Origin of the sequence: Pseudomonas entomophila (genome assembly GCF_013523125.1) — a bacterium.
GTDB lineage: Bacteria > Pseudomonadota > Gammaproteobacteria > Pseudomonadales > Pseudomonadaceae > Aquipseudomonas > Aquipseudomonas entomophila_B.
The window spans coordinates 1-23,288 of the sequence record NZ_JAAMQJ010000007.1 but is presented as its reverse complement, the minus strand read 5'-3'; the positions used below and the strand labels follow the sequence as shown (position 1 = coordinate 23,288).

Below are 23,288 nucleotides of genomic sequence, written 5' to 3'. Positions count from 1 at the left end.
TCCTCGTTGAAGCCTGTCGTCAGGACAGGCTGGACACGTAGTCGTCGAAACCGAACTCGCGCACCACCTCGACGTTGCCGTCGAGCTGCTTGACCGCGATGGCCGGCATCTTCACCCCGTTGAACCAGTTTTTCTTGACCATGGTGTAGCCCGCCGCGTCGATGAACGACAGCCGATCGCCGATGGCCAGCGGACGGTCGAAGCGGTATTCGCCGAAGATGTCCCCGGCCAGGCACGACTTGCCGCAGACCATGTAGCTGTGTTCGCCGTCGCAGGGCGCCATCTTGGCGTCCAGGCGGTAGATCAGCAGGTCGAGCATGTGCGCCTCGATGGAGCTGTCGACCACGGCCAGGTGCTTGCCGTTGTACAGCGTGTCGAGCACGGTCACTTCCAGCGACGCGCTCTGGGTGATCGCCGCTTCGCCGGGCTCGAGGTAGACCTGCACGCCGTAGGTCTCGGAGAACTGCTTGAGCCGCGCGCAGAAGGCGTCCAGCGCATAGCCTTCGCCGGTGAAGTGGATGCCGCCACCCAGGCTGACCCATTGCACCTGGTGCAGCAGGTGACCGAAGCGCGCCTCGATGTGCGAGAGCATCTGGTCGAACAGGCTGAAGTCGCCGTTCTCGCAGTTGTTGTGGAACATGAAGCCGGAGATCTGATCGATGACGGTCTCGATCTTGGCCGGGTCCCATTCGCCCAGGCGGCTGAACGGGCGCGCCGGGTCGGCCAGCAGGTAGTCCGAGCTGCTCACCTGAGGGTTCACGCGCAGGCCGCGGGTCTTGCCCTCGGAGGCGTCGGCGTAGCGCTGCAACTGGCCGATGGAGTTGAAGATGATCTTGTCGCAGTGCTCGAGCATCTCGTCGATTTCGTCATCCGCCCAGGCCACGCTGTAGGCGTGGGTCTCGCCGGCGAACTTCTGGCGGCCGAGCTTGAGCTCGTACAGCGACGACGAGGTGGTGCCGTCCATGTACTGCTCCATCAGGTCGAACACCGACCAGGTCGCGAAGCACTTGAGCGCCAGCAGGGCCTTGGCCCCGGACTGCTCGCGCACGTAGGCGATCTTCTTCAGGTTGACCAGCAGCTTCTGCTTGTCGATGAGGTAGTACGGCGTCTTGATCATCACAGGCCTCCCGGCCAGGCCGGCCAAAAAAAGATGCGCATTGTGCCTGCCCTCGGCCTAGATCGAAAGGGCGAAGCGCGCATTTCGTCTGCGTGGTCGTCGAGTGACCCGCAAGAGCTTGCTCGTCATGAACCGGACGTTGTCCGCGCAGCGCTCGCCGCCTTCGACACGAGGGAATCTTCTCCCGCCTGCCGGACTCAGTTGAACAGAACCACATGACCATTGTGTGGTGCCATTGACCGCTCCATCGTCGGAGCCAGGGAGAGAGCGATGAGTTCGAAATACAAGGTGGGCGATGCCGTGCGCTGGAATTCCGAAGCCGGCGTGATCCGCGGCAAGGTCACCCAGGTGCACACGCGCGACGTAGAGTTCGCCGGCCGCACGCGCCACTGCTCGAGCGACGAACCGCAGTACGAGGTCAAGAGCGACAAGACCGGGCATCTGGCCATGCACCGCGAAGACGCCCTCGATCGCGACTGAACCCAGGTGGCGCTCTGCCAGTCCTACAGATCACCTTCACGCAAAAAGGATGTTTCCTGATGAAAGCACTGACTCGACTGTTCACTGGTCTGGCCCTGGCAGGCTCCTTGGGCGCGACTGCCGCCTGGGCCGATCAACCTGGCGCCGACTGGAAGGTCAACATCGAACAGGCCTTGCAGACCGCGAAAAGCGCCGGCTACAACCCGATCACCGAACTCAAGATCGACGACGGTCACTGGGAAGGCAAGGGTACCAAGGCCGACGGCATGAAGTACGAGTTCCACATCGACCCGCGCTCGGGCGCGATCGTCAAGGAACAGATGGATCACTGAGCCTCGCACCGCTCCTGGAGGCCGGGCCTGTCCTCGCGACACGCCCGGCCTTTTCACGTCTGCCCGGTCACCTGGCAACGGTACGCTGCCCAAGGCGCCAAGCCCTGCGATAGACTGTGCGGCCCATGCGCCGACCGTGGCGCCCCTTCCCTTGCGCAGGATGCCCATGTCCGATTCTCCCTCGCTCGCTTCGCCCATCACCGTCTTTTCCGCCGACGCGTCCCTGAGCACGGCCCATGAACAGGTCGCCCAGGCCGAGCGGCACCTGCAGCAGCGTCAGCGCCAGGTCATGCGGGTCTTCATGGGCGTGCAGACGGCGTACTGCGCCTACCTGCTGCTCAAGTGGGTCTGGCAGGGGCACTACATCGGTGGGCCGATCTATGCGGTGTTGATCTGGTGCCTGCTGTGGCTGTTGTCTGTGCCGTTGTCGCTGCTCTGGCGTCCACAAGCACGGGCACTGGAGCGCGCCCAGGCGGCGCTGGGCTCGGCACGCCTGGAGGCCGGCAAGGCGTTCCTGGCCAGCCAGTCGCTGGGCGCCTACCGCTGGATCTGCCGCAGTGGCCGGATGCTCGGGGTGTTTCCAGACCGTCAGACGCTCTATGTGTCCGGTGGCGACCTGGGCGATCGGCAGGTGCTGATCGACGCACCGCGTGCGGTCAAACAGGTCCACGTCGACGAGAAGACCTTCACCCAGAGCACGTCCCAGACCACCACCACCCACGGGCGGCGCAGCGTGTTCGCCTTCAACAAGCACATGGGTATGATCGGCAAGGGCAGGTCGCACTCGACCACCACCACGACCGACAGCACCTCGCGCAGCTTCACGCTCAACGTGCAGGTGCAAGCGGCCGGGCAGGATCCGTGGTGGGTGCAGCTGCCGTTCGGCGCGGACTGGCAAGAGGCGCTGAACTGGAAACTGCTGGTCGAGCAGGCCGCCGGGCGGCAGTGAGCCCATGCGGCGAGGCGGCGCGTGAAGGCGCCGTCAGCCAGCCTTGCGCAGGGTCAGGTTGAGGCGCCGCTCGCCCAGGCGCGGATGGTGGCCAGGCTTGACCGGCAACACACCATGAAAGCGCAAGCGATCTTCGCCGCCCCAGACCAAAACATCGCCATGGCTCAACGGTATCCGTGCGACCGGATCGCCACGCTGCATCCCTCCCAATACGAAGACCGCAGGCAGCCCGAGCGACAGCGAGACGATCGGCTGCGTGAAGTCGCGTTCGTCACGGTCCTGATGCAGGCTCAACTGCGTGCCGGGCTGGTAGTGGTTGATCAGACAGGCGTCCGGCACGAAGCCCTCGAACCCGGCCAGGGCCGCGGCACGCGTGGCCAGCGCCACGAGCAGCGGCGGCAGGGCCGGCCAGGGCTGGCCGTTGAGCGGATCGAGCGGCGTGTAGCGATAGCCGCGCGCATCGCTGACCCAGCCGAGCGCGCCGCAGTTGCTGGTGCCCACGGCCATGCGCCGACCGCCAGGGGTCTGGAGATGGCGAAAGGGCGACGCTCGCAGCACCGGGCGCAGCGCATCGAGCAACGGTTCGACGCTGTCCAGGGCGAAGCCAGGCAGCAGGACCGTGCACGGGGCCAGGCGCTGCGGCTGCGGGCCGAACAGGTTCAGGTCCGACTGGATCAGAGGGCGGCCTCCGTGAGCGAAGGGGGGGTGGAGCAGTGTAGGGGGTGGGTGAGTTACAAGCTATAAGCTATAAGCTGCAAGCTGACGGTAGGGCGATGCGTCAGGGGTTGACGGGACGTTGAGGCGTCGCTGACGTTGCCGCTTGCCGCTTGCCGCTTGCCGCTTGCCGCTTGCCGCTTGCCGCTCACGGCTCACGCCTGCCTCCCCATCAGCCCCGCCAACACCTGCTCACACGCCGCATCCCACTTCAGCGCCGACGGATGAGCCTGCAGCACGGCCAGGCCCTGGGCGGTGAAGGTACCAGGGGTGGCGATCGCTTCGCCCAACGCCTCAAGCGATCGTTCCGGCTGTGCGCGGACGCTGGTGAGGCAGTCCTGCAGGTTGCCCAGCACGAGCGCCCGGGCCTGGTCCTGGGGCAGGCCCTGGTCGACGAACCAGCGCTGCAGGTCGTTCAGCAGGAAGTAGAACCAGCCGTTCATGCACGCGGCCACGGTGGCCAGCTCGAAGGCCGGCTCGTCGTTCAGCGCCACCAACGTCCCCAGCGGCTCGAGCACGCGCCGTACCAGGTCATCCGGTGGGCAGAGGGCGACAGTGGTGGCGTTGTACTGCGCCGCATAGGACAACATGGCACGCAGGCAGCGCGCTGCCGGGAAGGCCTCTTGCAGGCGTGCCAGGTTCACGCCTGCCAGCAGCGACACCAGTGGCTGGCCTTCACGCAGGGATACCTGTGCCGCCACGGTGTCGAGCACATCGGGTCGCACGCCGAGAATCACCAGGTCGGCCGCCTCGACCACAGCCTGGTTACTGGCCAGGACCTGGCAGTCTTCCTGCTCGGCCAGGGCGGCCGCGCGTTCGGCATTGCGGGGAGACAGCGCGATGGCGCCGGTATAGCCACTGCGACGCAGGCCGCGGACCATCGTTTCTGTCAGTTCGCCGACGCCCAGGATGCCCAGCGTGTTCATGTCATCTCCTTGGTGTGAGATGGCCGGTTCGAGACGGCCACCCGGAAACAGGCGCGAGGGACAATCGCCTCGCCGGCCCTTCACTATACGCAGGGCAAGTCTCTGGCGGCCAGGCTGCGGCGGGGTCGGGTGGTGGTCATGGCGCTGAGATTGGGGAATTGTCAGCAGGGATTACCTGCGTATCGCGGGTTTTAGAGGCCCATTGCGCCCAATCGCGGCCGGTCCGGCGCCTTGGCAGGGGCTGCGCAGAAAAGTCGCGCCAGTTTGTCAGATCAGCAATGCGATCCAACGTGTGGGAGCGGGCTTGCCCGCGATAGCGTCCGGTCCATCACCGCCTGCATCGCAGGCAAGCCTGCTCCTACAGAAGGAGTGAACCGCTCTGCCAGATCAGCGATGTGGTCCACATCGTTTCAGGTAAAGACGTTAAAAAGCATGGCCCGTTGGGCTCACCAGCCCATCTTATTGATTTCAAACAAGTAACTTCGGGGCTTGCGGGCCCACAACATCCGCCCCGTCCTAGGTAAGCCCCACCCGCGCCGGCAGTACACCTGCAGACTTGGCCATGACCCAGACAACAGCCGATCACAGGTCCCCGCCGCCACACCATCCCCCCAAATCCTCCGATCCAGGCGCCCGTTCCACACGACGATTGCCCATCTTGCATCGACGCCCCTTGGAAACCAGCCCCCCTGAACGCTTGTCAAAGGCCGCGGCCACGCCGATAGTGGGCCGTTTTCACTAAAAACGCAGATGTCCTGACCGGGCAGAGGTTCTGATGACACACGACACGACGACCGAGCCAGGGCTTCCCTGCCCGCCGGTCAAGGATATCCTGAGCGCGCCGGGCGAGTGGGTCGAACCGCCGAACGTGCGCCGAGGCGGCGAGAGCGGTGTCTTGCGCGTTGCCCTCGGCGGCCTGACGTTCTACAAGAAGCAACAGGTCGGCCATATCTACCGCAGCCTGCTGCACCCCTTCGGCTACCCCACGGTCGCCCGTGAGGTCAAGGCCATTCGCGCCGCCGGCGCCCTGGGCGTGACCACCCCGTCGCTGGTGTACAGCGACGTGCACAAGCAGACCGGGGAATGGCAGGCGGTGATGGTGACCGGCGCCCTGGACGGCTACATGTCGCTGGAAGACTTCTACGTGCAGGGGTTGGACAAGACGGTGGGGCACGCGCTGCATCACGAAATCCTGGAAGCCTACGGACGTACGCTGGCGAAACTGAACCTCGGACGCTGGCAGCATGGCTGCCTGTACACCAAACATGTGTTCATCGACGCACGTCAGCCGGGCATCAAAGTCGCTTTGCTGGACTTCGAAAAGGCCCGCAAGCGCCTCACGGCCAGGAAGGCCAGCCGGCATGACCTGAGGCAGGTCAAGCGCCGCTCGGGCTGGCAGGAGGCGGAATGGCAGGCGTTCTGCAACGGCTATCGCTACGTGTTCGGGGCAGCGGTGGCCTGAGGACGCACGGTTTCGCTGGCAACGCTGCCGCCACGGCCTGAGGCGTCATTCAACGCGGCCTTGCGCGCCTTTTGGCGCCGCAAGGCCGCGTGTGCGTTCACAGGCTGATCGGGCCTGCCTTCACGGCACGGGCCGGCCCTTCATCCATCCTGTCTTCTCGTCGCTGCCACCGACCTCGTCGTGCAACGAGATCTGCGACGTCTCCGGCAGTCCAAGGCCACCTGCCAACGCCACCAGCGCGATGACCACCAGGTAGAACGCCGGGGCCAGGCTGCTGCCCGTCACGCCGATCAGCCAGGTCGCCACCAGCGGCGCGGTGCCACCGAACAGGGTGTAGGCCACGTTGTAGGTGATCGCCGAGGCGGTGTAGCGGGTACGTGTCGGGAAGGTTTCCGAGAGCAGTGCCGCGGTCACCACGCCACTGAGCAGGGCGCCGATGGCCAGCAGGATCACCCCGACGATCGCCGCCGCCACCGACCCCGAGCTGGCCAGCCAGTAGGCCGGGAACACGCAGAGCATTACCCACAGGCAGGTGAAGCCGATGGTCCTGCGTCGGCCCACGCGGTCGGAGAACGCGCCGGCCAGGGGGCAGGCCAATGCCGCGAACAGCAGCGCCACGGTCGAGACCAGCAGCGACTGCGCGCGGGTCAGGTTGCCGACCAGCTGCAGGTAGGTCGAAAAGTAAGTGGTGAACATGTAGAACGACAGCGCCGTCAGCGAGATGAACGCGCCCAGGTTGCGCATGGCTCGGCCATGGTGACGCAGCGTGTCCTTGAGCGGCGAATGCTCGGCGACCTTGCCCTCGCTCATGGCTTCACGGAACGCCGGAGTCTCTTCCATGCGCCAGCGCAGGTACAGGCCCACGATGCCCAGGGGCGCGGCGATCAGGAACGGAATGCGCCAGCCCCAGCTGGCCATCGCCTCGCTGGACAGGCTCGCCTCCAGACCGTAGGCCAGCACGGCGGCGCAGGCGAAGGCCGAGAAGGTCGACACCGGCACGAAGCTGCCATAGAACGCACGCCGATCACGGGGCGCGTGCTCCATCAGGTAGGCGCAGGCGCCGGCGTACTCGCCGCCGGCGGAGAAGCCCTGGATGCAACGCGCCAGGGTCAGCAGGATCGGTGCCAGGATGCCGATGCTCGCATAGGTCGGCAGCAGGCCAATCAAGGTCGTCGAGCCGGCCATCATCAGGATGGTCAACGACAGGATGCGCTTGCGGCCCAGTCGATCGCCCAGTGCACCGAAGACGATGCCGCCCAGGGGGCGCAGGGCGAAGGCCACCGCGAACACCGCGAAGGTCTTGAGCAGGGCCACGCTGGCGTCGCCGCTGGCGAAGAACTGGCTGGCGATCAGCGTGGCGAGAAAACCGTAGACGGCGAAGTCGAACCATTCGACGAAGTTGCCGACGGCGGCTGCGGCGATGACTCGGCGCAAGGTGGCCGGTGGTACATCATGAAGTGTGGACATGCGAGTGCTCTCCCGATTCTTGTGCATGCCGTGGGCCTGCGAGGGCCGTGGGCGTGTTGTTGTGATGAGACGGATCAGTGAGGCAGAGGTGGGAAGGAGGGGGTATGCCTTGTTATTGGGAATGCGCTGGCCAGGGCAGGCTCGCCCCGGCTTGTGTGCGCGAACCATCATAGGAGGAGGGCCCGGAAGGGGTCCATGCCTGACAGCGACCGGTGGTGTCGCATGCGCGCCGGGCCTGTGGTTCCCATGGATGGATGCCTGGCGTGGTCAGGGGCGGTTGACGCTCCAGGGGGCATAGTCCAGTTGCACCGTACCGGCGATCCGCCCGTCGTCACCGCGTGCCAGCGCTGGCACCTGACTCAGGTCCAGGCCCATGCAGCGTCGTGCCAGGCGTGTCTGCAGGTCGGCATCGGGACGAAAGGCCTCGGGCCGTGCAGCCAGGGGGGTGAGGTTGACGATGCAGGCCTCGACCGTTCCATGGGCATCGGTGCGGTACAGCAGGCTCGCCTGACCGATGCTGTCGACCCGTTCGCCCACCAGCACCTGCTGGCGCATGAAGGTGTGCAGCGCGCCGCGCGTGCGGGCCTGAGCCTTGTCGGCCTCGGTCCAGACGACCGACTGCATCACCAGGGGCGCGATGATCTCGACCGTACCGTCAGCGTCACGCAGCGAGGCCGGTGCCTTTGGATACACGCTCTTCCAGCACTGGTCGATGACCAGGCGTTTTAGCGCCGTCGAGCTGGGCGACTTGCCCCTCCGGTTGGCCGCCAGCAGCAACGGTGCGTCGCGCACGCGGTCGACGGACAGCAGGTCGCAGCCGGTGGTGCTGTTGTCGGCGGCCAGGCGGATCTTCAAGCGCAGCACACCGCTCAGGTTCCGGACGTTGGCCTTGCCCATGTCGCGCATCAGAATCGCCTGGGCATGGCGGGAGAACAGGTCGGTCGCCTCGCGTTCGGCGGCAGAGGGAGGCGGTGCAGGGCGTGAGTGACAGCCCAGGAGCAGGGTGGTCATGCACAGCAGCGAGGCGGCGAGGGCGAGGCAGGTGGGGCGGTGGGGTAGAGCGGACATAATGCTTCCTTGGCATGAGCGGCGTCTGAGGCCGGTTAAAACGTGCGCGCGCAGCGTAGATCATCAGTGCGCGAACGAAAAATCAGGCGCGTAACGTTTTTTTTCCTGTGAACGATGCTGAAAGCAGTCAGCGGTGGATGAGAATTTCTGAACTCACCCGGCGTGCGTTTGCCCACAGCTCTAGAGCCTTACACCCTATGACGAAGGAGCAGTACATGCCCAGTTCAGATGGCAAGGTCCGTTACGCAGTCGTTGGCGGCGGTTCGATTTCCCAAGGCGCTTTCATGCCAGGCGTGGGCCAGACCGACAACTCGGTGATGACCGCGCTGGTCACTGGAGACCCGGAGAAGGCCGACAAGCTGGCCGGCCTCTACGGCCTGAAGAGCTACACCTACGAGCAGTTTCCCGAGCTGTTGCAATCGGGCGAAATCGACGCGGTCTACGTCGCCACGCCGAACTTCCGCCACACCGAGTTCGTGGTGCCGGCCCTCGAGGCTGGCATCCATGTGCTGCTGGAAAAGCCCATGGCCGCGACCTTGCAGGACTGCGAGCAGATGAATGCGGCCGCTGAACGCTCCGGTGCCAAGCTGATGATCGCCTATCGGCTGCACGCCGAACCTGGCACGCTGGACATGATCGAGCGGGTCAACAAGGGCGACTTCGGTGATGCCCGGCTGTTCACCTCCACCTTCACCCAGACCGTGCGCCCGAGCAATCACCGCGCCCAGTGCGGCTTCGCCGCTGGCCCGGTGCCGGACATGGGGCCCTATCCGCTGAACATGGTGCGCCAGCTGTTCAATGCAGAGCCCATCGAAGTCAGCGCGGTCGGGGTGCGCTCGCCGGGCAGCGAGGTCAACACCTGGGATACGGTGACCGTGTCGCTGCGCTTCCCCAAGGAACGCCTGGCCCAGTTCACCGTCAGCTACACCTTGCCCAGCTCCGAGCGCTTCCAGCTGCTGGGGACGAAGGGCGAGATCGAGGCCTCGCCCTGCTTCGGCTACGGGGAGGGCGTCGGTATCGCCTACCGCGCCACCTTCGACGACGACACCACGGTGCATACGTTCCCGGTGGTCGATCAATTCGCTGGCGAGACCGCCTACTTCTCCGATTGCATCCTGCAGAACCTGCCGGTCGAGCCGTGCGGCGAGGAAGGCTGGCGCGACGTGCGCGTGATCGAGGCCATCGAACGCGCCCTGGAAACCGGCAAGCCGCAGACGCTCGAGCCCTTGGCGTCCAAGCCCCATGCGCGGCGCGACCAGCAACGCAAGTTCCCGTTGGCCAAGGTGCCGGAGTATGTCGACACTGAGGATCCGACGCAGTGAGCGGCAAGCGGTGAGCGGTGAGCTGCAAGCGGAAGGTAGAGCGGCAGGCTAGGTGCCGAGAGGACATTGAGGCAACGCTGGTGTTGTGGCTTGTGGCTTGTGGCTTGTGGCTTGTGGCTTTGGATTTCAGGGGAAGATGATTCATGAAGCCTGTGGGCCCTGCGGGCCCAATCGCGGCACAGGGGCCGCAAAGCGGCCTCAGACATCGATCAGCGATAAACCTTCAGGGCCCGCCGCTATCGCCACGTGCTTCACACGACAGCGAGCACGGTGCCAGGGCGGCGAGCGCCCTCCCACCTAGCGCTCCGGGTTGATCCCGGCCAGGCTGCACGCGGCGCCCAGCAGCGCCAGGTGGGTCAGCCCCTGGGGCAGGTTGCCCAGGAAGTGTCCCGTGTCGGCTTCGACCATCTCCGAATAGATCCCCACCCCGCGGTGCAGGCCGGCGACCGCGTCGTCGAACAGCTGTCGCGCCCGTGCACCTTCGCCCAGCAGGTTGAAGGCCTGCACCATCCAGAACGTGCAGGCGAGGAAGCAGGCCTCTTCTTCGTGTACGTGGCTGTAGCGGTAGTGGAACGCGCCATGACGCAGTTCGTCGTCGATGGCTTCCAGTGTCGAGCGCAGTCGCGCCTTGTTGGGGTAGCCGAAACGCACGGCCAGCGCCAGCGAAGCATCCACGTCGTCGCTGCCCTGATAGAAGGTGTACGCCTGACGCTGTTCGCTCCAGCAATGGGTTTCGATCCAATCGTAGACCCGCTGCCGTTCCCGGTTCCAGCGGTCGCGGCAGGTGGTCGGCAAGTGCCCGCCGTCGGCCAGTTCCACCGCCCGGCTCAGGGCCTGCCAGCAGCTGATCTTGGACATGGTGTAGTGACGCGCCTCGGGCAGCTCCCAGATGCCGCAGTCGGCCAGGCGCCAGCTGTCGGCGCAGCGGTCGGCCAGCCCCGAGAGCACCATCGCGCTGGAGGCGTCGAGGATGTTGCCCTTGTCGATGAAGCAGCGCGCGGTTTCGAAGATGTCGCCGAAGATGCCGTGCTGGTGCTGGTCCACCGCGCGGTTGCCAACGATGGGCGGGGAGTGCTTGTAGCCGGGCAGGTCGATGGGCGAGGACGTCTCGCCCAGGCAGCCGTCGAGGGTGTAGCAGACCTGCGGGCCGTGTTCGCCCAGGCGCTTGAGCAGCCACTTGAAGGCGGCCTGGGCCTCGGGCAGCGCGCCGATGCCGATGAACGCTTCGATGGTGTAGCCGGCGTCGCGTACCCAGGCGAAGCGGTAGTCGTAGTTCTTGTCGCCGCCGATGCGCTCGGGCAGAGAGGTGGTCGCAGCGGCCATGATCGAGCCGCTGGGGGAGGACAGCAGCAGTTTCAGGGCCAGCGCGCTGCGCACTACCAGGCCGTGATCGTCGCCTTCGTAGAGCAGGCCCTCGGACCACTGGCGCCATTCCTTGTCGGAGCCGTCGATCCGCGCATCGATCAGGTCCAGCGACGGCACCACCAGGGGTTCGTCGTACCCGGCGACCAGCGCTACCACGTCGCGCTGGCCCTGCTGCAGGGTGATGAAGGCCTGCAGGCCTAGGTCGTCACGGCGCTCGACGCAGGTGTGGACGCCGTGCAGGAAGGTACCGAGCACCTGGCCGGCATGGAACACGCAGCCGTTGTCGTTGGGGGTGAGGTAAGGGGCGATCTTGTCGGCCTGGGTGCCGAAGGCCATGGTCGCCTCGAACACCATGGACCCTTCCAGGCATTCCACCCGACGGGCCAGCTCCGCCCAGGGCAGGCGCCCGGCCGGGCCACTGTTGAGCGATTCGGTGACGCGGGCCTTGCCGCTGGACGTGCTGAACAAGGTTTCCAGCACATTGCTGCCAGGCAGGTAGCGCCGTGCCACGGTGAAGGCGCCCTGAGGGCGAAGCTGGAAATACCCACCGGTCTGGGGCGCCAGGATGCGGTCGAACAGGGGTGGCGAGTCCATGTGCGGGACACACCACCAGTCGATGCTGCCGTCCCACCCGACCAGCGCCACCGAGCGACCATCGCCCAGTGCGCCGTAGGCCTCCAGGGGCAGGTAGCCGTCGGCGTCACGTGCCGGGTCTGCCTGCTGCCATCGAGTCGTCGAAGAATCGTTCATGAAGCCCCACTGTGTCAGAGGATAGAAAGCGATCAGGCACTGAACGAACGCGAGCGAGCATCGCATCGGCTTGGATCGAACCTGTGGGCGCCGGCTTGCCGCCGTCGCCCCGCTGCGGTCCACCTGCCATGCAGGGCGCATCCGTTCGATGATGCCCTTTGGCTATCGACCAACGGCGGTGTACAGGGTTCGTCTTTTTGCACGACGCCGCTGTTCAGGCATGGCGCTCCAGGCGCTCGAGCAAGGCGAAGAACTCCTGCGTCAGCCGGTGCCGGGGCGCGAGGTGGGCCAAGGGCAACGACCGTTCATGGGAGTCGCGCATCTTCACCGAATGGCTCAGGTAAGTGGGCAGCACCGGCAGGCCCTCTGCGATCAGTTGTTCGATCAGGGCCGGGTGCAGCGTCGTGCGCCCGTCGAACTGGTTGATCACCACGCCTTCCACCACCAGGTCCTCGTTGTGGTCCTGGCGCAGTTCTTCGGCGTGTGCCATCACCTGCTGCAGGGCCTGGTGCGAGAAGCGGTCGCAATCGAAGGGGATCAGCAGCCGGTCGGCCGCCACCAGTGCGCTGAAGGCATAGAAGTTCAGCGCCGGGGGCGTGTCGATGTAGATGCGCTCATAGTCTTCCGACAGCTCCAGCAGCAGCTTGCGCAACTTGTTGATCTTGAACTTGCTCTCCAGTCGCGGTTGCAGGTCGAGCAGTTCGGCGCTGGCCGTGACCAGGTGCAGGTGGTCGTGTCGAGTCTCGGTGATCGCCACGCGGTTCTTCAGGCCGGCGGCCTTGCCCACGAGCGTCTGCTTGAAGAAGTCGACGATGCCAGGGGGCGTCTGTTCGCCGCTCAGACCGGTCAGGTAGTGGGTGGCGTTGGCCTGGGCGTCGAGGTCGACCAGCAGCGTGCGGTAGCCCTGTGCGGCGCTGCACGCCGCCAGGTTGCAGGCGATGCTGGACTTGCCCACGCCGCCTTTTTGATTGAAAACCACGCGACGCATCGGGGGTGCCTTCCATGAGGGGCCTGTCGGCCGGGAGATGACGGGGTGTCACGATGGCAAAGAGGTTATGACGTGGAGATGACAGTTTTAAGACAACGGCCCAAGGCAGGCGCTTTCTAGCGGGTCCAGGCGCTCTGGAGCGTCGTGTGCGAGCGGTCTGCCTGGGATGAGGTCAACCATGAGCCTGGAAGGCTTGCAGGGTTGGCCCAATGGAGGGGGCAGGTGATTCAACGGCCGACGTTTCTGTCCTTGCCGAACCTGCCCTGGCACCGTGTCATTTTCCCCGTGCTTCGACGATCGCCAGCGCATCCGGCTCCGGCCCTGCCGGCCAACGCTTGGTGACCGTCCAGTTGGACGTGTCGATCACCGCGATCTCGTCCCCACCGCTGATGGCCACATAGGCGTGCTTGCCGTCGGTCGACACTGTGGCGCCGATCGGCAGGGCCTCGGCGCCCAGTTGCGTGCGGCGGTACTGTGCGCCTTCCTTGCTCAGGCCAATGCGCTTGATCTCGCGTTGGGCCGCCACGTCCATCACCGCCAGCTCGGCCGACTTGGCGCAGGTGACCAGGGCGTACTTGCCGTCCGGGGTCATCGCGATGCGGATCGGGAACACACCGGTGCGGATCCGCTCAGTGACTTCCAGTCGTTTGGCATCGACGATGGCTACGTCGTTGCCCTCACGGTTGCTGACCCAGATCTGCGTACCGGCCGGGTTGATGGCGATCCCTTCGGTGCCGTTGCCGGTGGGGACGGTGGCGATCTTGCGTTTGGCCTGCAGGTCGACCACCGACAACGTACCGCTCTTGACGTGGGTGACGTAGGCCCGCTGGCCATCGGGCGACAGCGCCACCATGTGCGGCTTGCCACCGCCGACGTCGATGGTGTCCAGGATCTTGCCCTGCATGACGTCCACCACCAGCAGGCGTTGGCTGTCCTCGGTGGTCACCACCACACGTTGCCCATCGGGCAGGAAGCGGATGCCATGAGGACGCGCATTTTCACCCAGGTCGATGGTGCGCGTGACTTTACGTCCTGGCCAGTCCAGCACGCTCAGGCTGTTGTTGGCCTGGTGCGGGGCGCCGTAGTTGCCGACCACGGCCAGTTGCCGGTTGCCCGACACGGCCACTTCGTGAGGGCCGGTGCCGACCGGGAAGGTCAGCAGTGGGTGACCGTCGTCGGTGTTCAGCGCCGAGACCGTAGCGCCAGCCTTGTTGCCGACCAGCAGCACATCGTCGGCGTGCGCCAGAGGCACGCCGCCGAGCAACAGCCCCGCGAGGGCGAGGGGGCGCGCATGCAGACGAAGCAGGGGGAATGAGAAACGCATGTCCAATCTCCTTGTGAGGCACGGGTGTCGAGTGCCGCAGCACTGACCGTGTGACTGGACGAAGGATTTTGGAGTTCGACTGGATCGAGGCAGGCGGTTGGAGCAGGGGGGACAAACAGGTGAGGTGCTGAGGTCGACTGCAGGGCATCACTGGGCGTGCACGCCCCGCAAATCGATCATCACGCCCCGACCTGGACGGCCAGGGCGCACGCATGGATCGATCAGCTGCCAGCGCCGCTGGAGCCGCTGCCCATGCCGGAACCGCTACCGCCGCTGCCGGTGCCGACCCCATCACCGGTCGGGTTGCCGATGCCTTTGCCGCCATCGGTCTTGCCGCCGACGCCCGAGTTCGAGCCGGGTGCAGTGCCCGCGCCACCCGAGGTGTCGGAGTCCATGCCCGCGCCAGAACCGGTGGCGCCCTCGGCACCAGTGTTGCCAGTGTCGTGGCTGATGCCGCTACCGGTCGAGCCGGTGCCGCCGTTCATGCTGCCGGAGCTGGAGTTGTCGACACCGCCGCCGTTACCGGCACCGGTTGCAGAGCCATTGGTGCCGGGTGCAGTGGCAGGGCTGCCGGGTGTCTGGGCACCGGTGGTGGCCGCCATGGCCATGGGCGCTGCGATGCCGAGGCAGAGTGCAAGAGCGATATGTTGTGGACGAATTCGCTTCATGGTGAGTCTCCTGGATGGGATTGACCTACTGAAGATGGGGCAACGTCCAGGCGCAGGCGTGCCCTTTAACGGACGGACGGTCGAGGCGGTGCGACTGGGCAGAGGCAGAAGGCTATGGGCAGTGGGATCGCCGGGGGAGGGCAAAGACGAAGCAGGAAAGGCCAGGCAATGAGTGGAGCGTCGGACGTCGATCGGCCAGCGCGAGCGCGACTGGCCGGCCGATGTGCAGGCCTTAACGGCTGGCGACGCTTTCGTCGTGCGCCAGGATCGCCTTGGCCAGGTCTGCATCACTGGCTTGCAGGCCAGGATTGGACTGACGAACCTGCTGCAGAGCCGACTCAACGTAGGCACCGCGGATCGCGCCATCGCTGGCCACGAATGCGGACAGCTCGTCCTGGGCCGGAATGATGCGTTTGTCGTCCTTGAAGGTCGAGTACAGGGAGGCCGAGATACCGGCCGACGTCGCCACGTGACGAACGGTGTTGTCGGCCAGGGCCGTGCCGACCGGCAGGCACAGCAGCAGCGAAGGAACCAGCAATAGATGGCGCATGACGTATTCTCCGAGAGCCTGGAGCCAAGGTGGGTACCACTGTCGCTTGAGATCGAAAACGCAGGGGAGTAGTTCAATCGCTGCCGCGCATCGGCGCTCGCACATTGGCCTGGGGCGTGCAACTGACCGGAACCAAGCGCTGTGCAGGTCGCTCCACCGTTGACAGGTACAGGAGGCCACCGATGATTTACCTGGGAACCGCAGGCTGGACCTTGTCGCAGCCCCATGCCGAACATTTTCCGCGTGAGGGCAGCCAGCTACAACGCTACGCGTCTGGCCTGAATGCCGTGGAAATCAACAGCTCGTTCTACCGCCCCCATCGCCCGGCCACTTATGCGCGGTGGGCCGAAGCCGTGCCCCCGGACTTTCGCTTCTGCGTCAAGCTGCCCAAGGCCATCACCCATGAGCGGCGGCTGGTGGCGTGCGAAGCCGCCCTGGATGCGTTTCTCGACGGCTGTGGCGAGCTGGGGCAACGGTTGGGGTGCCTGTTGGTCCAGCTGCCGCCTTCGCTGGTGTTCGACCCGGCCCTGGTCGAGGCCTTTCTTCGTGCCCTGCGTGCGCGCCACGAGGGCGGGCTGGTCATCGAACCGCGCCACCCGTCCTGGCGACAGGCACAACCTTTGCTCGACGACCTGCGCATTGCCCGTGCGGCGGTCGATCCATCACGGTTCACCGGTGATGACCAACCATCGGGCTGGGCCAGACTGGTGTATTGGCGTCTGCACGGCATGCCGCGCATGTACTACAGCGATTACCCGGCCCCCTGGCTGGACGCCTTCACGCGACGCCTGCTCGACTCGGCAGCCTCCGGCGTACCTGTCTGGTGCATCTTTGACAACACGGCTGCCGGTGCCGCTCTGGGCAACGCGCTGAGCCTGCGTGCACGCGTGCAGGTGCAAGCCGATCAAACTTTCGCGCCGCCACGGCCTCTGCTATAGCACAAGCGACGCTCAGGGGTCGCGCTCATTCGTGCTCAAGGAGGACACCATGCCCATCGCCAGACGTTCCCACACCACTGTCATCGCCGGCCTGGGGCTGTTGTGCCTGGCCCTGCAAGGCTGCGCCGGCCGTGACACCGGCTCGCCCGTGGACGTGCCGGGCGCACCCAAGCAGACCGACACCCGCCTGCTGGAGCTGGGCGCACAGACCCTGCAGAGCCAGGCGCCCATCGATCAGCTCAACACGTACCTCGATGGCTTCCACTTCTACAACGGCCATCCGCACGTGCAGATGGAGGCCCATCACTACTGCGCCATCGTCAACGAAGAACTCATCCAGTGCGTGATCTACGATGGCAACCAGCGCGACGCACGCCTGATGGGGGTCGAATACATCATCAGCAAGCGCCTGTTCACCCAGTTGCCGGCCAAGGAGAAGGCCTTGTGGCACAGCCATGCCCACGAGATCACCTCGGGCCAGCTGATCGCGCCAGGCGTGCCGCTGGCCGCCGAGACACGCCTGATGGCCAAGCTGGCCGACACCTATGGCAAGACCTGGCACACCTGGCACACCGACCAGGACAAGGCGTTGCCCCTGGGCGTGCCGCAGCTGATGATGGGCTTCACCGCCGATGGCCAGGCCGATGCCGAAATGGTCCGTCAGCGTGACCTGCGCATGCAGGTCGATACCCAGGAGCATCGCCGCGCCCGAGCCTCGATTCGCCCGGCACCGGTGGAGCGGGGCGCCGATGCCTGGCAGAGTGGGCACGTGGTGCAGATTCCCGACCCGACCGGGCACGACCATGTGAAACCACGGCCAGCTACGCCGCAGGATGAGAATGCGCGGTCGGAGGGTGGGCGCTGATGGGGAGGTAGGAAGGGCGGAGCCTTGGTTGCAGGGAGAGGAGGCGTTTTTATATCTCGCTGTGGTAGCGGCGGTTTGCCTGATGCATGGGGTGGCTGATTTCATGGGCCCTGGCGGGCCCAATCGCGGCACGGGGCCGCTCCATCGCTGCGGTGACGCAGCCCACTGCGATCTCCTGTGAGCGGCCCCTGCCGGGGCGCCGGACCGGCCGCGATTGGGCCCGCAGGGCCCACAAAACCCGCCCCACCGAACCTTCTTGCGATACCCGCCCGACCAGCCCAGCCCTTGGACAGAATCCTCCATCTACCTATCCAAACCGCTCGCCAAAGCCCTCTTCAACGCTCCAAAACCCCTTCCACATCAACCACATCCAAAGCCACCCAACGGCATTCGAGCTACCTGTCAAGCCACCAACTATGACAAGATGTTAGCCAGCTATGAACCATCTTGCGCGCAAACAGTCGACTGCCTGACCCCAGGGAAGTGTGGCAGATCGCCGCAGTGTTCATCTGCACCAGCTGACCGACAGAAGTCAGCACGTACTCCCGGTCCCTAGTGATCAGCCATAGGTGAATCCACAATGTTGTCGAAGCAAACCTCACGGAGGAAGTTTCTGCTTTCTTCGCTCATCGCACTGCCTGCCATCGGGGTGACGATCCAGGGCCTGAGCGCCGCCGATGCCGCCGAGATGATCGCGCCGCAGCTCGATGCCTACCACCCGACCTTCTTCAGTGCCACCGAATGGGCCTTCGTCATGGCGGCCTGCGACCGTCTGATCCCTGCCGGCGGGCGTGGTCCGGGCGGCCTGGAAGCCAACGTGCCGGTGTTCCTCGACCAGCAGCTGGCGGGCGACCTGGGCAGCGAACTGTACCTGGAAGGGCCGTTCGATGTGAACGCACCGCCCACCCTGGGCTACCAGCTGCCCTACACGCCGCAGGACATCTACCGCAAGGGCATCGCCTGCACCGAGGCCTGGTGCCAGTCCGCCCATGGTCGTGGCTTCACGGCGCTGGACGCGGCCACCCAGACCGCCGTGCTCAAGCAGTTGCAGGCCGGGCAGGTGGATTTCACCGCCGCCGGCGAAACCGCGCTCAAGTCCAAACTGTTCTTCACCGAGCTGTTGAACAACACCAAACAGGGCTACCTGGCCGACCCGATCTACGGCGGCAACCGCGGCATGAAGGCGTGGATCGCCATCGGCTTCCCCGGTGCCCGCGCCAGCTACCTGGAATGGGTTGCCCAGCACAACGTCCCGTACCCCCTCGGACCGGTCAGCCTCAGTGGCGCGCGCGGTTGAACCCTGGACAAGCGGCAGTATTGAAGGATTGCAAAGATGGCACAGATCACCAATGACGAAGTCGACGTCGTCGTCGTCGGCCTCGGCTGGACCGGCTCGCTGATGAGCATCGAGCTGGCCCAGGCCGGCTTGAAAGTCCGCGCCCTCGAGCGCGGCGAAGACCGTACCAACGCCGAGTTCGCCTACCCCAAGCCGGCGGACCAGTACGCCTACGGGCTGCGCAACAAGATCATGGTCACGCCCAAGGCGGCAGCCCTGACCGTGCGTCACAACATGAACACCGTGGCTCTGCCCACCCGGCAGTGGGGCGCCTTCGTGCCCGGCACCGGCGTCGGCGGCTCGGGCCTGCACTGGACCGGCGTGCTGATTCGCCCGACGCCCACCGACCTCAAGCTCAAGACCTACGCCGACCAGGCCTACAAGCCTGGCCAGCTGCCCGAGAACATGGAAATCGGCGACTTCCCCTTCACCTGGGAAGAGATGGAGCCGTACATGGACAAGTTCGACAAGATCTGTGGCTTGTCGGCCAATACCGGCAACCTGCAGGGCCGCATCATCGAGGGCGGCGACCCGTTCGAAGGGCCGCGCTCCAATCCGGCGCCGTTGCCACCGCTGCAGGACACGCTGAACAACACGATGTTCGCCCAGGCGGCCCGCAACCTGGGCTACCACCCGTTCCCCAACCCCTCGGCCAACGTGTCGCGGGCCTGGAAGAACCCCTACGGCAACCAGATCGCCCCGTGCAACTACTGCGGCTTCTGCAGCAAGTACCCGTGCCTGAACTACTCCAAGGCCTCGCCCCAGACGGCGGTGATGGATTCGCTCAAGCGCATGGAGAACTTCTCCTACCGCACCGGCGCCAACGTGCTGCGCGTCGACCTGCACCCGGACGGCAAGACCGCCCGGGGCGTGACCTATGCCGACAACGACGGCAACGAAGTCTTCCAGCCAGCCAAGATCGTCGTGCTGGCCGGGTTCCAGTTCGTCAACGTGCGCCTGATGCTGCTCTCGGGCATCGGCAAGCCGTATGACCCGATGACCAACGAAGGCGTGATCGGGCGCAACTACGCCTACCTGAGCGTCGGCGGCAGCACGCTGTTCTTCAAGGACAAGCGCTTCAACCCGTTCGCCACCGCTGGCGCCACGGGCCAGATGTTCAACGACATCTCGCCGGGCAACTTCGACGGCCCGGGCCTGGGCGTCATTGGCGGCGCCAAGATCCACAGCTCCCAGGCCACCGGCGCGCCCATCGGCACGGCGCTGCCGGCCGGCACCCCGGACTGGGGCGATGGCTGGAAGGAAGGCCTGCAGGACTGGTACGGCCATTCCATGAAGGTCAGCATCTCCACCGGCTGCATGTCCTACCGCGAGCACTTCCTCGACCTCGATCCGAACTACAAGGATCCGTGGGGCCAGCCGCTGCTGCGCATCACCTTCGACTGGAAGCCCAACGAGCTGAAGCTGCAGCAGTACCTGCGCGGCATCGTCGGCGACATCACCAAGGAGCTGAACCCGGACAGCTTCAGCGAAAGCTACCTGACCATGGAATCGCACTGGGACATCACCCAGTACGTCTCCACCCACAACGTCGGCGGCGCGATCATGGGTGAATCGCCCAAGACCAGCGCGCTGAACCGCTACCTGCAAAGCTGGGACGTGCACAACGTCTTCGTGCCCGGCGGCAATGCCTTCCCGCAGAACTTCCAGGCCAACCCCACCGCGCTGATCGGCGCCCTGACCCTGTTCGCCGCCCAGGCGATCAAGGACCAGTACCTGAAGAACCCTGGGCCACTGGTGCAGGCATGAGGCGCGCGACGATGAAGACTCGATTCCGCTCCATCCTGCTGGTCCTGGTGATCCTCGGCCTGCTGGCGGTATTGCTGGGCTGGGCGGTGAGCCTGCTGCTCAACCGCTCCGGCGATGCCAGCGCGCAGATGACCCAGCCGGTGACGCCCGAACTGATCGACAAAGGTGCCTACCTGGCCCGTGCCGGTGACTGCGTGGCCTGCCACACCAGTCACGACGGCGGCAAGCCGTTCGCCGGTGGCCTGGGCATCGCCTCGCCGATCGGCACCATCTATTCCACCAACATCACCCCGGACAAGGCCACCGGCATCGGTGACTGGACCTACGGCGAGTTCGAGCGTGCCCTGCGTCGCGGCATCGGCCACGACGGCAGCGCGCTGTACCCGGCCATGCCGTTCCCGTCCTACGCCAAGGTCGACGACCAGGACCTCGAAGCCCTGTACGCCTACTTCATGCACGGCGTCGCGCCGGTGGCCCAGGAGAACGTCGCCAACGACATCCCCTGGCCGCTGTCGATCCGCTGGCCGCTGGCCTACTGGCGCGCGCTGTTCTCGCCAAGCGTCGAGGAAGCGGCCAAGCCCTCGCCGGGCGTGGCCGACGATGCCCAGCTGGCGCGTGGCGCCTATCTGGTGCAAGGCCTCGGCCACTGCGGCTCGTGCCACACCCCGCGGGCCCTGACCATGCAGGAGAAGGGCCTGGACGACAGCGCCAGCGACTACCTCGCCGGTGCCGAACTCAACGGCTGGGCCGTCCCGGCGCTGCGCGGCATGAAGCACTGGACCGACGAGGAGATCGTCGACTACCTGGGCACCGGCCGCAACGCCAAGGCCTCGGTGGCCGGTGAGATGACCGACGTGGTCGCCAACAGCACCTCGCACATGACCGACGATGACCTCCAGGCCATCGCGGCCTACCTCAAGTCGATCGACGGCGAAGGCCATCGCTACCGCCACGAGCCAGCGCGCAGCGAGGCCACCACCGCCAAGCTGACCGCCGCCAAGGACCTGACCCTGGGGCAGCGGCTGTACCTGGATAACTGCAACGCCTGCCACTTCGTCTCGGGTGAAGGCGCCTCCCAGGTGTTCCCTCGCTTGGACGGCGCTACCATCGTCAACGCCGAAAACGCCACCGCGCTGATCCACGTGATCCTGGCCGGCGCGCAGACGCCATCGACCGAACGCGCGCCGTCGGTGCTGCCGATGCCAGGCTTCGCCCAGCGGTTGAGCGATCAGGAGGTGGCGGAGCTGGCCAGCTTCCTGCGCCAGGGCTGGTCGAACGAAGCCTCGGTGGTCAGTGCCGAGGCGGTGGCCAAGGTACGGGCGACGCTGGATACCCATGGGGACAAGGTGCTCAAGCCGAGTGACAAGGAGTGAGCAGTTAGGGGTTAGCTGCATGCTGCAAGTGGTCAGCGGCGTGGGGTGAGCCGAGGGCTGCGAAGGGGAGGGGCGTATCGTGTGAGCGGTATGCCCCTTTTTTTGTATGCGTACTGCGCGTTTTTCTTTTCAAATGACCAAAGTTTTCAATATTGAATAGGGGTAATTTAAAAATAAAAATGCTATTCAAATTTAATAAAGGCTCTTGCTATAGAGGTACTAATTGCTGTTGGCAGGCTATTTAGGAGTGAGTGTTTTCGTATTTAAAGTGACGGTAGCTCGATAAACAAATTGTTTGTAGTGTAGCGGTCTGCTTGCCTATCGTGTTCACACTTTGTTTGTAGTGAATCCTTGCGCGTGGTTCTTTGTGAGTCGTAATCGCCTGATGTAATTGGAAACAAATTTTGGGTTTTTCTCTTGCGACCCTGAACCAATCAGGGTTTTCGCTGGGGTGCGGTTGAACGGCCACCTCTGATTGGGATCCAACTGGTTGACACGTGTGCTTCAGCACGCTTTCATAGGACAGTTTTCCACTTGACGCAGGACGCAGTGATATGTTGATGGACGCATTCAAGTCCACGTTCGCCCAACACAACCGATTGTTCACCTTCGATTCGCCGCTGCCGTTCGAGCAGGAGCTGCAACTCCTGAGTTTCTCTGGCCGCGAAGCCATCTCGAGCTGTTCAACTTCCAAGTCAATCTGATCTCTCAAGACGCACGCATCGAACTCAAGAAGCTGATTGGCAAGAAGGTCACCTTAGGCATTGCGCTGGCCGATGGCAGCACACGCTACATTAGCGCCCATGTGGCAGACTTCGTGCACACGGGCGCTGACGGCGGTATCGCCAACTACACCGCCCAACTGGTGCCGTGGATCTGGATCCTCAGTCGACGTCGCGACTCGCGCATCTTCCAGGACAAGACCACCGAACAGATCATCAAGGAAGTCTTCGAGTACTACCTGACCCTTGCCGAACACGAGTTCCGCCTGAGCAAGCCGCTCAAGCCCATCAGCTACTGCACCCAGTATCAGGAATCGGACCTCAACTTCGTGCTGCGCCTGCTCGAGCAGGAGGGGCTGTTCTTCACCTTCGAGCACAGCCAGGAAGGCCACCGGATGATCATCAGCGACGACAGCAGCGAGCTGCCGCCGCTCGAGCGCCAGCCGGTGATTCGCTACCACAGTGCCTCGGTCACCGAGACCGCCGACTCGATCACGGCATGGTCGTCCAGCCGCCGCCTGCAGCCGACCCGACTGACCCTCAAGTCCTTCGATTACAAGCAGCCGCGCAACCCGCACCTGGTGCAGCTCGACTCGATCAACCAGCAAGGCGAGATCGGCCAGTACGAAATGTTCGAGTACGAGGGAATTTACGGCTATTCCGATCTTGACGAAGGCATGGCGGTCTCAGTGACCAAGTGCAACACCCGAGGTAAGGTGCTGCATGACTACTCACTACACCCACTTGACCATCGAAGAGCGCGTAACGCTAATGATCATGCGTATGCAAGGCGCCTCGCTGCGAG

The 23,288-nt window shown here is 65.0% G+C and carries 20 protein-coding genes and 1 pseudogene; 11 read left to right on the top strand and 10 right to left on the bottom strand.

What is annotated here, in order from left to right; genetic code table 11:
- Positions 1–19 precede the first annotated feature (19 nt).
- The gene (locus G7007_RS06035) at positions 20–1,117 is read right to left on the bottom strand and encodes a carboxynorspermidine decarboxylase (protein WP_181099935.1); all 1,098 of its coding nucleotides are present in this window, start codon (positions 1,115–1,117) and stop codon (positions 20–22) included.
- 270 nt (positions 1,118–1,387) lie between these two features.
- On the opposite strand from G7007_RS06035, the gene G7007_RS06030 reads away from it, so the two are divergent.
- The 3 genes from G7007_RS06030 (at position 1,388) to G7007_RS06020 (ending at position 2,878) form a co-directional block, all read left to right on the top strand.
- Positions 1,388–1,597 carry a hypervirulence associated TUDOR domain-containing protein gene (locus G7007_RS06030; RefSeq protein ID WP_181099933.1) on the top strand — a complete coding sequence of 70 codons (210 nt, stop codon included), beginning with the start codon at positions 1,388–1,390 and terminating at the stop codon, positions 1,595–1,597.
- A gap of 59 nt (positions 1,598–1,656) precedes the next feature.
- Positions 1,657–1,929, top strand: a complete 273-nt coding sequence (locus tag G7007_RS06025; RefSeq protein ID WP_181099925.1) for a PepSY domain-containing protein — start codon at positions 1,657–1,659, stop codon at positions 1,927–1,929.
- Between the two features lie 166 nt (positions 1,930–2,095).
- Positions 2,096–2,878, top strand: coding sequence for a hypothetical protein (locus G7007_RS06020; protein WP_181099923.1), 783 nt, complete (start codon positions 2,096–2,098; stop codon positions 2,876–2,878).
- 33 nt (positions 2,879–2,911) lie between these two features.
- On the opposite strand, the gene alkB is transcribed toward G7007_RS06020, so the two are convergent.
- Both alkB and G7007_RS06010 read right to left on the bottom strand, forming a co-directional pair.
- Entirely contained in the window at positions 2,912–3,556 is a 645-nt protein-coding gene (gene alkB, locus G7007_RS06015; RefSeq protein ID WP_181100095.1) for a DNA oxidative demethylase AlkB, read from the bottom strand.
- A 191-nt stretch (positions 3,557–3,747) separates the two neighbouring features.
- Positions 3,748–4,518 carry an NAD(P)-binding domain-containing protein gene (locus G7007_RS06010; RefSeq protein WP_181099921.1) on the bottom strand — a complete coding sequence of 257 codons (771 nt, stop codon included), beginning with the start codon at positions 4,516–4,518 and terminating at the stop codon, positions 3,748–3,750.
- Between the two features lie 775 nt (positions 4,519–5,293).
- On the opposite strand from G7007_RS06010, the gene G7007_RS06005 reads away from it, so the two are divergent.
- Entirely contained in the window at positions 5,294–5,980 is a 687-nt protein-coding gene (locus G7007_RS06005) for a lipopolysaccharide kinase InaA family protein (protein ID WP_181099919.1), read from the top strand.
- A gap of 120 nt (positions 5,981–6,100) precedes the next feature.
- Here G7007_RS06005 and G7007_RS06000 read toward each other — a convergent pair whose 3' ends face one another.
- Both G7007_RS06000 and G7007_RS05995 read right to left on the bottom strand, forming a co-directional pair.
- The gene (locus G7007_RS06000) at positions 6,101–7,447 is read right to left on the bottom strand and encodes an MFS transporter (protein ID WP_181099917.1); all 1,347 of its coding nucleotides are present in this window, start codon (positions 7,445–7,447) and stop codon (positions 6,101–6,103) included.
- 267 nt (positions 7,448–7,714) lie between these two features.
- A complete protein-coding gene (locus G7007_RS05995; RefSeq protein WP_181099915.1) occupies positions 7,715–8,515 on the bottom strand; it encodes a hypothetical protein in 801 nt (266 codons plus the stop codon).
- A 215-nt stretch (positions 8,516–8,730) separates the two neighbouring features.
- On the opposite strand from G7007_RS05995, the gene G7007_RS05990 reads away from it, so the two are divergent.
- A complete protein-coding gene (locus G7007_RS05990; protein ID WP_181099914.1) occupies positions 8,731–9,837 on the top strand; it encodes a Gfo/Idh/MocA family protein in 1,107 nt (368 codons plus the stop codon).
- Between the two features lie 297 nt (positions 9,838–10,134).
- Here the strand turns inward: G7007_RS05990 and G7007_RS05985 are convergent, their stop codons facing one another.
- The 5 genes from G7007_RS05985 to G7007_RS05965 form a co-directional block, all read right to left on the bottom strand.
- Complete coding sequence (locus G7007_RS05985; RefSeq protein ID WP_181100093.1) at positions 10,135–11,889, bottom strand: glycoside hydrolase family 15 protein; 1,755 nt, start codon at positions 11,887–11,889, stop codon at positions 10,135–10,137.
- Between the two features lie 277 nt (positions 11,890–12,166).
- Entirely contained in the window at positions 12,167–12,940 is a 774-nt protein-coding gene (locus tag G7007_RS05980) for a ParA family protein (protein ID WP_181099912.1), read from the bottom strand.
- Positions 12,941–13,214: 274 nt separating this feature from the next.
- Positions 13,215–14,264: a YVTN family beta-propeller repeat protein gene (locus tag G7007_RS05975; protein ID WP_181099910.1), complete on the bottom strand. Its 1,050-nt coding sequence runs from the start codon at positions 14,262–14,264 to the stop codon at positions 13,215–13,217.
- 221 nt (positions 14,265–14,485) lie between these two features.
- Positions 14,486–14,932 carry a hypothetical protein gene (locus G7007_RS05970; protein WP_181099908.1) on the bottom strand — a complete coding sequence of 149 codons (447 nt, stop codon included), beginning with the start codon at positions 14,930–14,932 and terminating at the stop codon, positions 14,486–14,488.
- Positions 14,933–15,164: 232 nt separating this feature from the next.
- The gene (locus G7007_RS05965; protein WP_060393622.1) at positions 15,165–15,482 is read right to left on the bottom strand and encodes a DUF2388 domain-containing protein; all 318 of its coding nucleotides are present in this window, start codon (positions 15,480–15,482) and stop codon (positions 15,165–15,167) included.
- Positions 15,483–15,664: 182 nt separating this feature from the next.
- Between G7007_RS05965 and G7007_RS05960 the strand changes: the two genes are divergently transcribed.
- From G7007_RS05960 to G7007_RS05935, 6 genes and pseudogenes are all read left to right on the top strand, one after another.
- Positions 15,665–16,420, top strand: coding sequence for a DUF72 domain-containing protein (locus G7007_RS05960; protein WP_181099907.1), 756 nt, complete (start codon positions 15,665–15,667; stop codon positions 16,418–16,420).
- Between the two features lie 49 nt (positions 16,421–16,469).
- On the top strand, positions 16,470–17,285 hold the full coding sequence (locus G7007_RS05955) for an OBAP family protein (RefSeq protein WP_181099905.1): 816 nt from the start codon (positions 16,470–16,472) through the stop codon (positions 17,283–17,285).
- Positions 17,286–17,865: 580 nt separating this feature from the next.
- Positions 17,866–18,582, top strand: coding sequence for a gluconate 2-dehydrogenase subunit 3 family protein (locus G7007_RS05950; RefSeq protein ID WP_181099903.1), 717 nt, complete (start codon positions 17,866–17,868; stop codon positions 18,580–18,582).
- A 36-nt stretch (positions 18,583–18,618) separates the two neighbouring features.
- Positions 18,619–20,388 (top strand): GMC family oxidoreductase, encoded by a 1,770-nt coding sequence (locus tag G7007_RS05945; RefSeq protein ID WP_181099901.1) that lies wholly within the window; start codon positions 18,619–18,621, stop codon positions 20,386–20,388.
- A gap of 11 nt (positions 20,389–20,399) precedes the next feature.
- Positions 20,400–21,761 (top strand): c-type cytochrome, encoded by a 1,362-nt coding sequence (locus G7007_RS05940; protein WP_181099899.1) that lies wholly within the window; start codon positions 20,400–20,402, stop codon positions 21,759–21,761.
- A 568-nt stretch (positions 21,762–22,329) separates the two neighbouring features.
- Positions 22,330–23,112, top strand: a pseudogene (locus G7007_RS05935) (phage late control D family protein); the annotation flags it as partial.
- Positions 23,113–23,288 lie beyond the last annotated feature (176 nt).

Excerpts from the sequence above, each read along its gene's own strand:
- G7007_RS06035 (WP_181099935.1), bottom strand. The coding sequence starts at position 1,117 with ATGATCAAGACGCCGTACTACCTCATCGACAAGCAGAAGCTGCTGGTC.
- G7007_RS06030 (WP_181099933.1), top strand. The coding sequence starts at position 1,388 with ATGAGTTCGAAATACAAGGTGGGCGATGCCGTGCGCTGGAATTCCGAA.
- G7007_RS06025 (WP_181099925.1), top strand. The coding sequence starts at position 1,657 with ATGAAAGCACTGACTCGACTGTTCACTGGTCTGGCCCTGGCAGGCTCC.
- G7007_RS06020 (WP_181099923.1), top strand. The coding sequence starts at position 2,096 with ATGTCCGATTCTCCCTCGCTCGCTTCGCCCATCACCGTCTTTTCCGCC.
- G7007_RS06010 (WP_181099921.1), bottom strand. The coding sequence starts at position 4,518 with ATGAACACGCTGGGCATCCTGGGCGTCGGCGAACTGACAGAAACGATG.
- G7007_RS06005 (WP_181099919.1), top strand. The coding sequence starts at position 5,294 with ATGACACACGACACGACGACCGAGCCAGGGCTTCCCTGCCCGCCGGTC.
- G7007_RS06000 (WP_181099917.1), bottom strand. The coding sequence starts at position 7,447 with ATGTCCACACTTCATGATGTACCACCGGCCACCTTGCGCCGAGTCATC.
- G7007_RS05995 (WP_181099915.1), bottom strand. The coding sequence starts at position 8,515 with ATGTCCGCTCTACCCCACCGCCCCACCTGCCTCGCCCTCGCCGCCTCG.
- G7007_RS05990 (WP_181099914.1), top strand. The coding sequence starts at position 8,731 with ATGCCCAGTTCAGATGGCAAGGTCCGTTACGCAGTCGTTGGCGGCGGT.
- G7007_RS05980 (WP_181099912.1), bottom strand. The coding sequence starts at position 12,940 with ATGCGTCGCGTGGTTTTCAATCAAAAAGGCGGCGTGGGCAAGTCCAGC.
- G7007_RS05975 (WP_181099910.1), bottom strand. The coding sequence starts at position 14,264 with ATGCGTTTCTCATTCCCCCTGCTTCGTCTGCATGCGCGCCCCCTCGCC.
- G7007_RS05970 (WP_181099908.1), bottom strand. The coding sequence starts at position 14,932 with ATGAAGCGAATTCGTCCACAACATATCGCTCTTGCACTCTGCCTCGGC.
- G7007_RS05965 (WP_060393622.1), bottom strand. The coding sequence starts at position 15,482 with ATGCGCCATCTATTGCTGGTTCCTTCGCTGCTGCTGTGCCTGCCGGTC.
- G7007_RS05960 (WP_181099907.1), top strand. The coding sequence starts at position 15,665 with ATGATTTACCTGGGAACCGCAGGCTGGACCTTGTCGCAGCCCCATGCC.
- G7007_RS05955 (WP_181099905.1), top strand. The coding sequence starts at position 16,470 with ATGCCCATCGCCAGACGTTCCCACACCACTGTCATCGCCGGCCTGGGG.
- G7007_RS05950 (WP_181099903.1), top strand. The coding sequence starts at position 17,866 with ATGTTGTCGAAGCAAACCTCACGGAGGAAGTTTCTGCTTTCTTCGCTC.
- G7007_RS05945 (WP_181099901.1), top strand. The coding sequence starts at position 18,619 with ATGGCACAGATCACCAATGACGAAGTCGACGTCGTCGTCGTCGGCCTC.
- G7007_RS05940 (WP_181099899.1), top strand. The coding sequence starts at position 20,400 with ATGAAGACTCGATTCCGCTCCATCCTGCTGGTCCTGGTGATCCTCGGC.